Consider the following 12273-nt stretch of genomic DNA (forward strand, 5'->3'; position numbering starts at 1 on the left):
GCTTTTCCGAGTGGCTTCCCGGAAAGGCCAGACGCAGCAACCTGCCTCCTGGGAGAGGCCCACTCCCAGCTCCTACTGGACAACGAATTCGGCATGCAGCGCGCCGGCGGCGTTGATGCTTTTCAGGATGTCGATCATGTCGTGAGGCGTCACGCCAAGGGCATTCAGCCCCTCGACAACCTGGGCAAGGCTCGTTCCTTCCGACAGCCGGGCTAGCCCGGTTCCCGGGGCCTCGCTGATCGAGGCATCCGTCCGCGGGACGACCACCGTCTCACCGCGCGCAAAGGGGTTGGGCTGAACGGCGAGTGGTTCCTCCTCAACTCGTAACGTCATGCCGCCCTGGGCAACCGCTACCTCGCTGATCCGGACATCCTGGCCCATCACGATCGTGCCGGACCTCTGATCGACGACGACCCGCGCCCTTTGGGACGGCTCGACATCGATGTTCTCGATCCGGCCGAGCAAATGCGCAGGTGATCGCATACCGGCTTCCGCCACGCTGAGCGACACTGTCCCTGAATCGAGCATGGTTGCGACACGTCGGCCAAACTCGCGATTGATCGCGACCTCGATCTTCTCGGCAGTGGTAAAGTCGGGGGTGCGCAGGGCCAGCCGCACATCTGCCAGGCTCGCCAAGTTGAACTCCACCTCGCGCTCGACATGGGCGCCCTCTGGAATCGAGCCAGAGGTCGGAACACCCTGCGTCACACTTGACGCATCGCCTTGCGCCACCACCCCTCCCGAGATGACAGTTCCCTGAGCGACGGCATAGATCTGGCCGTCTGCTCCATTCAAGGGTGTCATGACCAATGTCCCGCCCATCAGGCTCTGGGCATCACCGATGGCAGACACCGTGACATCAATCTGCGAACCTGCCCGCGAAAACGGCGGCAGGCTGGCAGTCACGAAAACGGCAGCGACGTTCTTGGCCCGGAACTGCTCACCGGCGACATTCACGCCAAGTCGCTCCAGCAGGTTCGACATGATCTCTTCGGTAAAGGGTGAATTGCGCAACGTGTCACCGGTGCCGTTCAGACCAACCACGAGGCCATACCCGACGAGATCGTTGCTTCTCACGCCATCGAATTCGACCAAGTCCTTGATGCGGATTTCCCCGGCGTAAAGGGGCATCGGACTGCACAAGAGCAGCAGAAGAAGGACAAAGAACCATCGCATCAGAGATAGTCCGAGAGCTTCAGTCCCAGAACCTTCGCCGTAACCGAATACAGTGTCTCCAGTTGCGACTGGGTTTCCGTCAGCGCCGTCGCGGCCTCGTAGGCATCGGCTGAGACAAGCGACAGGCGACGGGTCGAAAGGGCTGTTTTTTCGGCTTCCGCCGCAGTCTGGGCATCCTCAATCCTGTCCTGTGCGATGCCGATGCGGGCCGAAAGGTCGGCCCGCGACATCGCGGACTGATAAAGTGACTCTCCCGCCGCCTTTACGAGCGCGGCCTGCTGCTTCGTGTCACCAGCCAGAACTCCGCGATCCAGCAGTGCGGCGAGCGCCAGCCCCTTGAGCGTGTCGACAATTGCAGGATCAAGCGCCGTCACGTCAGGCGCGACCGCTTCTCCCTCGGCGACTTCGATCGGTTCAAGGGCATCGCCTCCCAGATATCCGGTGCTGGCATAGCCGACCGAACCATCGAACCAGCTGTTTACGGCCGCCTCGACCGCACCGGCCGAAGTCAGCCCGGCAACCGCTGTTTTCAGTTCGCCAAGGATCGTGTCGGCAGAGGCGATCGCGGCGCCACGCGTTTCGAGACCCGCGAAGATCGAACGATCGCCGATCCGGGCAGACAGGGTGGACAGAGCCGCATCGAACGCGACCCGCCCCTGCTCGGCGACCGTTGCGATTGCTGTCTGGCTCGTTCCGCTACCCACCGAGATCAACGAACCCGCCAGGTCTTCCGTCAGGCTTGCGAGCGAATTGAGGGCCATCTGCGTCGCGGTTGCCCGGATTTCGGCGGTGGATGCGCTGGACAGATATGCCTCGGCCCTGGCGAGCGATGAGTCGATTGCGGCCAGAGGCCCCAGATCGCCACGAAGATGTCGACCGATATCAGCCTGTCGACCGGTCGTCACCTCTAGGCTGCGCCGGTCGAACTCGGCCTTGAGCGCGACAGTCTGCTGCCGCAGTACGAAACCTCTGGCGCTGTCACCTATTGCGGAAGCCGACATTTCACATCTCCAGAAGCGTCTTGAGCAATTCGTCGATGGTCGAGATGACCTTGGCGTTTGCCGCATAAGCCTGTTCGATCACCATCAGGGCCTGGACCTCGGCGTCGGAATCGACACCTTGTTCCAGCTCGTCCTGGCGCAGGGCCGAGTATCGTGCCGAGGCATAGCTTTCGGCATCTTCGGCACGAACGCGCTGCAGCGAGACGTTCGAAACCAGATCGGACAGCAAGCCGTCAAAACTGCGCGATGCCGTTCCCGCGGCCGGATCACTGGGCGCCACGGTCTGTTTCAGGGCTGCATTCAGCCTGGACAGAAGGCTGGACATCCCCGCCGAGCTTTCAGAGGCGGCGCCGCTTCCTTCCCGCAACCGCCAGAGCGCCCCGCCGGCTTCGGGATCAACCGACCTGTTGACTGCCAGCCGGCCAGCGAGGCCGGTTGTGGAACTCACCAAACCGCCGGCATCGGTGAATAGCCTCGCCCCGCCACCAAGGGTCGGGTCGACACCTGGGTCGGACAGTCGTTCGACCAGATCGAGGGCGACCGCATCGAGCCGTACCAAATACGCAGGGGCAAGGGTGTCCCTTATGGCAAAATCGGCGGCGAGCGTCCCGCCGTCCAGGCGGTTGGAGCCGATGCCCGGTGTGATTGCCTTGCCATTGAGCGTCAGTCCCGACAGCGCCCCCGTTGAATGGCTCATGTCAGCGGTAATTGTCCCAGCCGGGACAAAGCCGAAGACAGCTGGGCGACCGTCGAGCAGAACGGCGCCGCCGGTCGAGACAAGAGCAATCTCGCCGTTGTCGCGCTGAATTTCGCGCAGAGGCACGATTTCGGCGACGGAATCGACGAGCCTCTGCCGTTGGTCCATCAGGCCGGATGCGTCCCGGTCCGCCGAAGTCAGGCGGACGATCTGCGCGTTCAGATCATCGATCTGCGAAAGTGTGGTGTTCAACTGGTCGACGGATGCCGCGATGCGGTCATCGGCGCGTTCGCGCTGACCTTGCAACTCCCCGCTGACTGCCCGGAACTTTGCAGCAAGATCCTGCGAAGCACGCAGAACAGAGTCGAGCATTGCAGTCGAATCCGGGCTGGCTGCGGCCTCCATCAAAGCGACCGAAAGCGAACTGGACGCCGCGCCTATCGAACCTTCATCCTCGGGTGTTCCGAGCGCATCCTCGATTGCCTGCTGGAACCCTCCTATTTCGGTTGCCCCGGCGGCGTTTGCTTCGGCGGCGCGACGGTCCGAAATCAGGACGCTGTCGGACACGCGCAAGACACCGGCGACAGTCACGCCCTGCCCGCTGGCAGAGATGCCGCGGGCCGAAAGCTGGATTTCGCGTCGCGCGTAGCCTTCGGTAAGGGCGTTGGCGATGTTTGAAGATACGAGCTCCGTCGCACGGCTGTTGGCGGTCAACCCCGAGAGCGCGTTGGACAGACCCAGAGACAGACTCATTCACTATCCCCCTTAGCGTTTCAGGCTCGAGGCTTCCTGCAGCATCTCGTCGGCCGTCTGGATGACCTTCGCATTCGAGGAATAGGCCCTTTGCGTGCGGATCAGCTGGGTCAGCTCGTTGGCGACGTCAGTGGTGGATTCCTCACGCGAATAGCCCTGGATAGTACCCGTCGGACCATCACCCGCATCCCAGAGGAAGATCGCGCCGCTGTCTGGCGTAACCTCATAGGTCTGGTTGCTGCCCGCCTTCAGACCGTTGACATTCGCGACGTCGACCAGAGGGATCTGGTAGATGCGCCGTGTGAAGCCCTGATCGCAGATCGCGTTGACATATCCCTTCTCATCGATCTCGACAGAAGTGACGCTCGCCACGGTGGAGCCGTTGTGCGTCAGCGTGACCGGCGCGAAGGTGCCGGACAGTTGCGTCATGCCATCGATTGCACCGTAGGTGCCGATATCGAGAGCGATATTGCCGCCAGCCACGGCGACGGAAGCCTTCCCAGTCGTCGGGTTGTAGGTGCCTCCGCTTACCGTGGCGACCGATTGCAGCGTGCCACCAGATCCGGCGGCATCCGAGAAGGTCAACCTGTACTGACCGACGATCGAATCCGAAGAGGCTGAATCGCGGATGGTCATCGTCCACTCGTTTGACGACCCAGAAGCCGGCACTGACGGCTCGAAAGAAATGTCGAGCGTCTGCGATGTGCCGAGCGTGTCAAAATATTCCAGAGCAAGGCTCTCACCCGAACCGGTGGCCCCTGCCTTCGTCGAGGTTGCCGGAAGGTTGACCTTTACCGCCGCTTCTGTAGTGGGATTGGCGACGAACTGGTTCCAGTTGACCCTGACGGGTTGCAGACCCGAGGCGCTGACCCGTGAATAGGTGTCAATCGTTCCATCGGCATTCGCCGGCCAGCCAAGAAGGACCATGCCCGAACTGGTGGTGAGGATGCCCTGTTCGTCGGCCTTGAACGAAGCCGTCGTCATTAGGCGCAAGGGATAGCTCCCGTCTGCCGCAGACGCGGCAGCCGCGGTTGTGACCGGAATCATCCCACGTCCATCGACCGCAAGATCGGTGGCATTGCTGGTGTTGATGAGCGGGCCGTTCTCATCGATCGCGCGAGAGGTCGACGTGCGGACACCACCCGCGGAGTAACGTGACGAATCGGACCCCTGCAGCACCAACGCGGTAAAATCCGTCTCGGCGCGCCTGTATCCGTAGGTCGCGGAGTTCGCGATATTGTCCGAGATCGTGGCCAGCCGGGTCGCGTTGGCATTCAGCCCCGCAACGCCGGCATTCATCGAGGAAGAGATCGTCATCCTGAAGGCGCCCCCTGGCAGATTTGAATTCAGCTCGGGGCAAAACTGCGGGCTTGGCCTTAAGATCGAACTAATGCCCATGGGCACTTCGCGCTAGCGATCGTGGCGCAGCAGGATGATTTCGATACGATTGTTCCTGATTGCCATGGGATTCGCGGTGACCGGCTGGCTGTCGGCCATGCCAGCCACGCGCCGCATGCGTTGCGGTGACAGTCCCTCACCCACCAGACTGCGGCGAACGGCATCCGCCCGATCGATGGAAAGGCGCCAAGCCGGATTGCTTCGCAGCGTGATCGGATAGGCCCTGACATGGCCCTGCACCGCTACCTTGTTTGCGGCCAGATCGAAGACCTCGACCACCACCGAAAGAATCTGCTTCAGCACCGGCTCGGGGGTGACGCTATCCGGCGCGAAAAGGGGTGAACCTTCGACATCAAACAGATCGACAATCAGGCCCTCATCAGAAACCCGGGTCACCACATGGCGCATCGCGCGCTCCATGGTCATGCTTTCACCGCTGCGGGCCAAGAGCACTTTCTCGAGTTCCTTCAGCTGGGCGTCGGTGGTCTCGTTGCTTTGCTCGGGATTTATGGGGGTGTTCTGCCCCCGCGCTCGCCGATCGCGCGTCGCCCGGTCCTGCGACGCCCCGGTTCCGCTTTGCGTGTAGGTTTGTTCGGAAAAAACGCTGTCGCCTCCGAAGGCACCGTCACCACCACCCGAGATCCGGTTGATCGGAATCGTGGGATTGAAGTAATCCGCCAGACCCTTGCGCTGCTTTTCCGTCGTTGCGTTGAGCAGCCACATCAGCATGAAGAAGGCCATCATCGCGGTGACGAAGTCGGCATATGCCACCTTCCAGGCACCGCCATGGTGCCCGTCACCCTTCACGACCTTCCGACGCTTGATGATGACGGCCGCGGCGTTCGATTGCCCGGACATGCCTTCACCCGCTATCACCCCGGCTCAGCATTAGACGCCGGGAATGAAGCGACGCTTAACGGCGATCCCTTTTTCGATCCGGGGAAAGGATGCGCCCCTCGTGGGCTGGACGAGGGGCGCCAGGGGTCAAGCCTTGGGAGCCTTTAGCGTGTTTGACCCCGAATGCGGCAATTGACCGTCAGGCCGATGGCCGCATAGTCCTTGGCGAACTGCCATGCACTCGCAAAACTCAGATCGGATTCGATCCGCAGCATCCCGTCCGCCGCCTTCCTGCTGCGGCTGGCTGGACGGGTTTGAAGGAAATCCATCAGGTCCGATCCTACGAATTCCCGTTCGACATCGGCAAAAAGATCCAGCCGCAGGAAGTCACGGTTGAAGATCCTGTCGCCAGCCTCGGCAAACCGTGCCAGATGGCGGGCCGTGGCCAGATTGAACTCGGTTGCGGATGCTCCCGTGAACGTGCAGGAGGCCAGCCCAAGCCGGCGCGCTTCGGCCCAGGCAGCCGATCGAGGCGAACGGCAGAACAACATGTGCATCGCCTGCGCCGGGTCCGACAGCATTACCCGCAGCGACTTGTGATGGCGCAACCGAAGGCGGATCGCCTGGGCCCGGGCAGGACTGACATCGTGCAACACGACGCCCTCGGCCCCTGCAATTGCCCGTTCGACCTCGCTCGGCGAAAGCTGCAAAAGATCAGCAGTCAGATCAATTTCAGCATCGATCTTTGCATCGCCGACCGGACGCACCGAGAGGTCCGTACCGCCGGCCACGGCCAGAGAAAGAGCGGGATCGAGCCGGACCGTCAGACCAAGGATGGTCAGAAGGCCTGAAAGTCGACGGGCCTCCGGGTCCGGCAAACGAGCCGCAAGCGTCGAGGGGAGCGACGCAAGGCGGGCCACTGCCTGAGACGGCTCGATCCCGAGAAGGCTGGCGATGGACGGGATCACCAGCGACGCGGCCGGGGAAGCCGCGATGAGGTGGATGCAAAAGCTCCGCTCTGACGTCTGTACGGTCATCTGGTCGCTCCGACATTCCGGTTCTGCTGGTTTCACCATGCCACCGGTGTCGTGACGCTGCCGTAACGGCAACGTCAAAGGACCGTCAATGCGGCGGCGCAGCACTGGTCCCAGGCGGAAGGATCGTGGAATTGACCAGTTCGGTCGGGCGTTTGCCCGGAAGTCGGGCAGCTGGAGACGGTTCTTCGCTTCTAGCGGAGCCTCTGGCCACCAGCGTCGAAATGGAAGGCGCGCTGCGAATCGGGGGTCAGGTGAACGCTTTCCTCAACGCTGAAATCGTGCTCGCCGAAAAGCCGGACGGTCAGCAGACCATGGTCGGCGGTGTTCACGTAAACCAGCGTTTCGCCGCCAAGCTTTTCGACATGGCTAACCGTTCCAACGATCTGTCCGGATTCGCGCGATATCGCCATATGTTCCGGCCGGATACCCATCGTGTCCGAGCGCAGTCCAAGCAGCTCAGACTTCAGGAAGTTCATCTGCGGCGAGCCGATGAAGCCGGCGACGAAGGTGTTGGCGGGGTTGTTGTAAAGCTCCATCGGCGCACCGACCTGTTCGATCTGTCCGGCGCGCAGCACGACAATCCTGTCGGCCAGCGTCATCGCCTCGACCTGGTCATGGGTCACATAGATCATCGTGGCACTCAGTTCGCGGTGGAGGCGAGCGATCTCGATCCGGGTGGCCACACGCAAGGCAGCGTCGAGGTTTGACAGCGGTTCGTCGAACAGGAACAGCTTCGGCGTCCGCACGATGGCCCGTCCGATCGCAACACGCTGGCGCTGGCCGCCAGAGAGTTCGGATGGCCGGCGATCGAGCAGTTGTTCGAGCGACAGCATCGCGGCAGCACGATCTACCGCCTGGGCGATATCTCCTTTGCTGTCACCGGCCTGCTTGAGCGCCAGGCCCATGTTGTCACGCACCGTGAGGTGGGGGTAGAGCGCGTAGCTCTGGAACACCATCGCGATTTCGCGGCGGGCCGGCGGCAGCAGGGTCACATCCTTGCCATCGATGGAAATGGTGCCACTGGTAGCGTCCTCCAAACCCGCGATGATCCGCAGGAGAGTGGACTTGCCGCAGCCCGACGGGCCAACGAAGACGCAGAACTCTCCGTCGTTCACGGTCAGGTCCACGCCCTTGATGACTTGGGTTGACCCGAAGCTCTTGGTGACGGCGGAAAGGGTAAGGTCGCCCATGCGCGGCTCCTTCAGAGTTTGACTGGCTGGCCCGAGCGCACGCTTTCATCCGCGGCAAGGCAGATGGCGAGCGACTGGACCGCATCATTCATGTGACGGGCAAGGTCTAGGTCCTCGGTGATCGCGCGTGCGACATAGGCCGCCTCGCGGTCACAAAGCTCCTGATGGCCAGGTTCGTCGGACATGCTCAAGTCTTCGTCTCCAAGTCCGACGCGATGCACGCGCAAGAGCGAAGTCTTGGTGTGGGTGTCGATGTCGTCCGACTTGGCACTCTCTGGCATCCGGATCGACACCGCGCCGTTCGGGCTGACCACGTCCTTCACGAAAAACGCTGTGTCCGACATCATCGGACCCCAGCCGGCCTCGTACCAGCCAAGCGAGCCGTCCTGAAACAGCACCTGGAAATGGCCGTAGTTATACATGTCAGGCGCGATCTCGTGCGACAGGCGCAGGCCCATTCCCCGCACCTCGACCGGCTGCGCATCGGTGATCTGGCACATCACGTCCACATAATGCACGCCGCAATCGACGATCGGCGGGGTGGTCTGCATCAGTGCCTTGTGCACCTCCCACGTCGGACCCGAACTCTGCTGATTCAGGTTCAGCCGGAAGACGTAGGGGCCACCGAGAGAGCGCGCTTCCTCGATCAGGCGAATCCAACTCGGATGGTGGCGCAGGATGTAACCCACGACCACCTTGCGTCCAGTTTCCTTGGCCTTCGCAACAACGCGCTTGGCGTCCGCCACCGAAGTCGCCAGCGGCTTTTCCACGAACACGTGCGCGCCTGCCTCCATCGCCGCCACGGCATAGTCGGCATGGCTGTCGGAATAGGTGGCGATACAGGCGAGGTCAGGCTTCAGACGCGCCAGCGCCTCATGGAAATTGGCGGTGATAGTGTAGCCCTTCAGCTCCTCCGGCAAGTTTGAAGGAACGGAACGATTGACCAGCCCGACGATCTCGAATTCCGGGTTGTGGTGGTAGGCGAGCGCATGGCTGCGCCCCATGTTGCCGAGACCGGCGACAAGCACTCGGATCATTTCACGGCTCCCGCTGTGATGCCGCGGATCAACTGCCGCGAGAAGACAAGGTAAAGGACGAGGACCGGCAGGATGGCGAGCGACAGCGCCGCCAGCACCGCGTTCCAGTTGGTCACGAACTGCCCGATGAAGACCTGGCTGCCGAGCGTGATCGTCTTGGTCGCCTCCGACGGCGCAAGGATCAGCGGGAACCACAGGTCGTTCCAGATCGGGATCATCGAGAACACGGCGACCGTCGCCATGGCTGGTCGAACCAGAGGCAAAACGAGGGTAAAGAAGATGCGGTATTCGCTCAGCCCGTCGATCCGCCCGGCATTCTTCAGGTCATCCGAGACCTGCTTCATGAACTCCGACAGGATGAACACCGCCAGCGGCAGCCCCTGCGCGGTATAGACGAGGATCAGTGCCGTGAGCGTGTTCACCAGACCGGCCGCCACCATCATCTGCAGGATCGCCACAGTGCCAAGCCGGATCGGGATCATGATCCCGAGCGCCAGGTAAAGACCCATCAACGTGTTGCCCTTGAACCGGTATTCCGACAGGGCAAAGGCCGCCATCGCGCCGAAGAGCAGCACGAAGAACAGCGAAGCGACGGTCACGATCAACGAGTTCAGGAAGTACAGAAAGAAGTCGCCTTGCTGCAGCACAGTGGTGAAGCCGATCAGGTCGAACGTATCTGACCTTGGCAGGGCCAGCGGCTCGGCGAAGATCGCCTTGCGGGACTTCATCGAGTTTATGACGATCACGAAAACCGGGAACAGCGCGATCAGCGTGTAGGTGATCAGCACCGCATGTGCTGCGATCGTCCGACCGAGATGGGAACGGGCCTGTGCCATCCTGACCTCCTCAGAACTGGTAGCGGCGCAGCCGCGTCTGGATGGTGAATAGGTAGAAGCACACGCCGACGAGGATGATGAAGAACATCGCCGTCGCGATCGTCGCCCCCATATGCGGGTCGCCCAGCTGCAACTGGAAGCCGAAGAAGGTCCGGTACAGGAACGTGCCCAGGATGTCGGTCGAGAAGTTGGGACCGGCCAGCGCCCCCTGCGCCACGTAGATCAGGTCGAAAGCGTTGAAGTTGCCGACGAAGGTCAGGATCGAGATGATGCCGATCGACGGCAGGATCAGGGGCAGCTTGATCTTCCAGAACTGGCTAGCGCCGGTAATGCCGTCCATCTCGGCGGCTTCCAGCACCTCGTCGGGGATCGACAGGAGGGCGGCATAGATCAGCATCATCGGAATGCCGATGAACTGCCACACCGAAACGAGCGCCAGGGTGGTCAGCGCGTATTGTTCCTTGCCGAGCCAAGGGGCGAACAACGACTTAAGCCCGATGGCATCCAGCATGCCCGGCGCGATGCCCCAGATGGGCGACAGGATCAGCTTCCAGACAAAGCCGACGATCACGAAGGACAGGATCGTCGGGATGAAGATCGCCGTGCGATAGAAGGCGGCCATCCGAAGCCGCGGGCTTGACAGCAGTGCGGCAAGAAGGATGCCGATCGGGTTCTGGACCAGCATGTGAATGATGAAGAACCAGGTGTTGTTCTTCAGCGCATTCCAGAACGAAGCCGACCAGCGCGGATCGGTAAAGAGCGTGCGGAAATTGTCCAGCCCGGCAAAGACCGTCTCCCGGGCGTCGTTCACGCTGAACAGCGACAGGTTCAGCGTGCCGAACAGCGGCACGATCATGATCGCTGTGTAGACCAGCACCGCCGGTGCAAGGAACACCGGGATATGCCAGCGGATCGGCTTGCGTGCGGCCATCGCCCGCGCCCTCCTGTTCATTTTCCGTTGAAAAACATCCTCAGGGGGTGCGGGGGGCAGACAGCCCCCCCCGCTTCCGTCGCATCAGCCGTTCACGGCATCCGTCACTTCTGCTGCGGCGCATACCAGGAGGCGAGGCCCTCCTGCAGCTTGGCGGCAGCGGCCTCGGGCGTCTCGGTGCCCTTGATCACGTTTGCCGAAGCGGTCCAGGTCTCGTTCTCGAGGTTCGGTGTCCCGCGCGACAGGATCTGGTAGGTCGAGCGGATCGTCGACTTGCACTTCTCGCGCCAGCTCACGAACTCTTGCGCCAGCGGGTCTTCCATCTTCACCGGCGTGCTGTTCAGCGAGAAGAAGCCAGGCAGCGCGTTGGCATAGAGCGTTGCGAATTCCGGCGAGCCCACCCACTCCAGGAATGCCTTGGCCTGATCTGAATGCGGTGAGGCCGCATTCATCCCGATCGCGATGTCGGTGTGGTCCGAGATGTAGCAGTCGTCGCCTGCATTCTGCACCGGCGGCGGGAAGGCGCCCATCTTGAACTGGGCCTGGGTATTGAAGCCCGAGATTTCCCAGGACCCGGCCGGATAGATTGCGGCACGGCCGAGCGTGAACAGGTTCTGGCTGTCGGGATAGGTCTGTGCCTCGAAGCCGTCGCCGAGATAGTCCTTCCACTTCGCCAACTCGGTGAACGGTGCAACCCATTGCGGATCGGTCAGCTTTTGCTCACCCTTGATCAGCGCCAGGCGCCCCTCTTCGCCCTTCCAGTAGTTCGGGCCGATGTTCTGATAGCCCATCGTGGCCGCTTCCCACTGGTCGTTGGTGCCCATGGCCATCGGAATGTAGGTGCCGTCGGCCTTGATCTTGTCGAGAGCGGCGTAGAATTCGGCCTGGGTCGTCGGCACGGCGATGCCGAGCGCGTCGAAGGCGTCCTTGTTGTAGATGAAGCCATGGATGACCGAAGCCATCGGCACGCAGAAGGTGGCCTTGCCGTCATCGGTCGACCAGGCCGACTTGGCCACATCCGAGAAGTTGGCCATCGCGGCCAGGCCCGACAGATCGGTCAGCTTGCCCTTGTTGTATAGCTCGAGCGAGGCGTCAAACGGCCGGCAGGTAATGAGGTCACCGGCAGAGCCCGCGTCCAGCTTGGAGTTGAGCGCAGCGTTGTATTCCGTGGGCGCACTCGGAGCGAAGACGACCTTGACCCCCGGATGCGAGGCCTCGAATGCCGGAATCAGCTTGTCCTGCCAGATCGAAAGGTCGTCGTTACGCCAGCTTTCGATGGTCAGCGTCACATCCTCGGCATGGGCGGCAAAGGCGCTGGCCAGCAACGTGCTGGTCAGAAGCGCGATGCGAAGCGGTCTTGATTGCATTGGTCGTTTCTCC

At 62.0% G+C, this 12273-nt stretch carries 11 protein-coding genes; all 11 read right to left on the reverse strand.

Features of this window, described 5'->3' with window-relative positions:
- Positions 1-72: 72 nt before the first annotated feature.
- Entirely contained in the window at positions 73-1176 is a 1104-nt protein-coding gene (locus L0V05_RS17580; RefSeq protein ID WP_234872789.1) for a flagellar basal body P-ring protein FlgI, read from the reverse strand.
- Positions 1176-2177 (reverse strand): flagellin, encoded by a 1002-nt coding sequence (locus tag L0V05_RS17585; RefSeq protein ID WP_234872790.1) that lies wholly within the window; start codon positions 2175-2177, stop codon positions 1176-1178. Before L0V05_RS17585 ends, L0V05_RS17580 begins: the two co-directional genes overlap by 1 nt.
- Before the next feature lies 1 nt (position 2178).
- On the reverse strand, positions 2179-3627 hold the full coding sequence (flgK, locus tag L0V05_RS17590) for a flagellar hook-associated protein FlgK (protein ID WP_234872791.1): 1449 nt from the start codon (positions 3625-3627) through the stop codon (positions 2179-2181).
- Between the two features lie 12 nt (positions 3628-3639).
- Entirely contained in the window at positions 3640-4944 is a 1305-nt protein-coding gene (locus L0V05_RS17595; protein WP_234872792.1) for a flagellar hook protein FlgE, read from the reverse strand.
- A 93-nt stretch (positions 4945-5037) separates the two neighbouring features.
- Complete coding sequence (locus L0V05_RS17600; RefSeq protein ID WP_234872793.1) at positions 5038-5883, reverse strand: flagellar motor protein MotB; 846 nt, start codon at positions 5881-5883, stop codon at positions 5038-5040.
- A 143-nt stretch (positions 5884-6026) separates the two neighbouring features.
- The gene (locus L0V05_RS17605) at positions 6027-6899 is read right to left on the reverse strand and encodes a hypothetical protein (protein WP_234872794.1); all 873 of its coding nucleotides are present in this window, start codon (positions 6897-6899) and stop codon (positions 6027-6029) included.
- Between the two features lie 191 nt (positions 6900-7090).
- Positions 7091-8089, reverse strand: a complete 999-nt coding sequence (locus tag L0V05_RS17610; protein ID WP_234872795.1) for an ABC transporter ATP-binding protein — start codon at positions 8087-8089, stop codon at positions 7091-7093.
- Between the two features lie 11 nt (positions 8090-8100).
- Positions 8101-9126, reverse strand: a complete 1026-nt coding sequence (locus tag L0V05_RS17615) for a Gfo/Idh/MocA family protein (protein WP_234872796.1) — start codon at positions 9124-9126, stop codon at positions 8101-8103.
- Positions 9123-9962, reverse strand: coding sequence for a carbohydrate ABC transporter permease (locus L0V05_RS17620; RefSeq protein WP_234872797.1), 840 nt, complete (start codon positions 9960-9962; stop codon positions 9123-9125). The genes L0V05_RS17615 and L0V05_RS17620 overlap by 4 nt, the downstream gene beginning before the upstream one ends.
- A 10-nt stretch (positions 9963-9972) precedes the next feature.
- Positions 9973-10893, reverse strand: coding sequence for a carbohydrate ABC transporter permease (locus L0V05_RS17625; RefSeq protein WP_234872798.1), 921 nt, complete (start codon positions 10891-10893; stop codon positions 9973-9975).
- A gap of 104 nt (positions 10894-10997) precedes the next feature.
- Entirely contained in the window at positions 10998-12260 is a 1263-nt protein-coding gene (locus L0V05_RS17630; RefSeq protein ID WP_234872799.1) for an ABC transporter substrate-binding protein, read from the reverse strand.
- Positions 12261-12273: the final 13 nt, after the last annotated feature.

This window comes from Alitabrizicola rongguiensis, assembly GCF_021491355.1.
Lineage (GTDB): Bacteria > Pseudomonadota > Alphaproteobacteria > Rhodobacterales > Rhodobacteraceae > Aliitabrizicola > Aliitabrizicola rongguiensis.

What these genes read in the sequence shown, in the direction of transcription:
- L0V05_RS17580 (WP_234872789.1), bottom strand. Translation starts at nt 1,176, where the DNA reads ATGCGATGGTTCTTTGTCCTTCTTCTGCTGCTCTTGTGCAGTCCGATG.
- L0V05_RS17585 (WP_234872790.1), bottom strand. Translation starts at nt 2,177, where the DNA reads ATGTCGGCTTCCGCAATAGGTGACAGCGCCAGAGGTTTCGTACTGCGG.
- flgK (WP_234872791.1), bottom strand. Translation starts at nt 3,627, where the DNA reads ATGAGTCTGTCTCTGGGTCTGTCCAACGCGCTCTCGGGGTTGACCGCC.
- L0V05_RS17595 (WP_234872792.1), bottom strand. Translation starts at nt 4,944, where the DNA reads ATGACGATCTCTTCCTCGATGAATGCCGGCGTTGCGGGGCTGAATGCC.
- L0V05_RS17600 (WP_234872793.1), bottom strand. Translation starts at nt 5,883, where the DNA reads ATGTCCGGGCAATCGAACGCCGCGGCCGTCATCATCAAGCGTCGGAAG.
- L0V05_RS17605 (WP_234872794.1), bottom strand. Translation starts at nt 6,899, where the DNA reads ATGACCGTACAGACGTCAGAGCGGAGCTTTTGCATCCACCTCATCGCG.
- L0V05_RS17610 (WP_234872795.1), bottom strand. Translation starts at nt 8,089, where the DNA reads ATGGGCGACCTTACCCTTTCCGCCGTCACCAAGAGCTTCGGGTCAACC.
- L0V05_RS17615 (WP_234872796.1), bottom strand. Translation starts at nt 9,126, where the DNA reads ATGATCCGAGTGCTTGTCGCCGGTCTCGGCAACATGGGGCGCAGCCAT.
- L0V05_RS17620 (WP_234872797.1), bottom strand. Translation starts at nt 9,962, where the DNA reads ATGGCACAGGCCCGTTCCCATCTCGGTCGGACGATCGCAGCACATGCG.
- L0V05_RS17625 (WP_234872798.1), bottom strand. Translation starts at nt 10,893, where the DNA reads ATGGCCGCACGCAAGCCGATCCGCTGGCATATCCCGGTGTTCCTTGCA.
- L0V05_RS17630 (WP_234872799.1), bottom strand. Translation starts at nt 12,260, where the DNA reads ATGCAATCAAGACCGCTTCGCATCGCGCTTCTGACCAGCACGTTGCTG.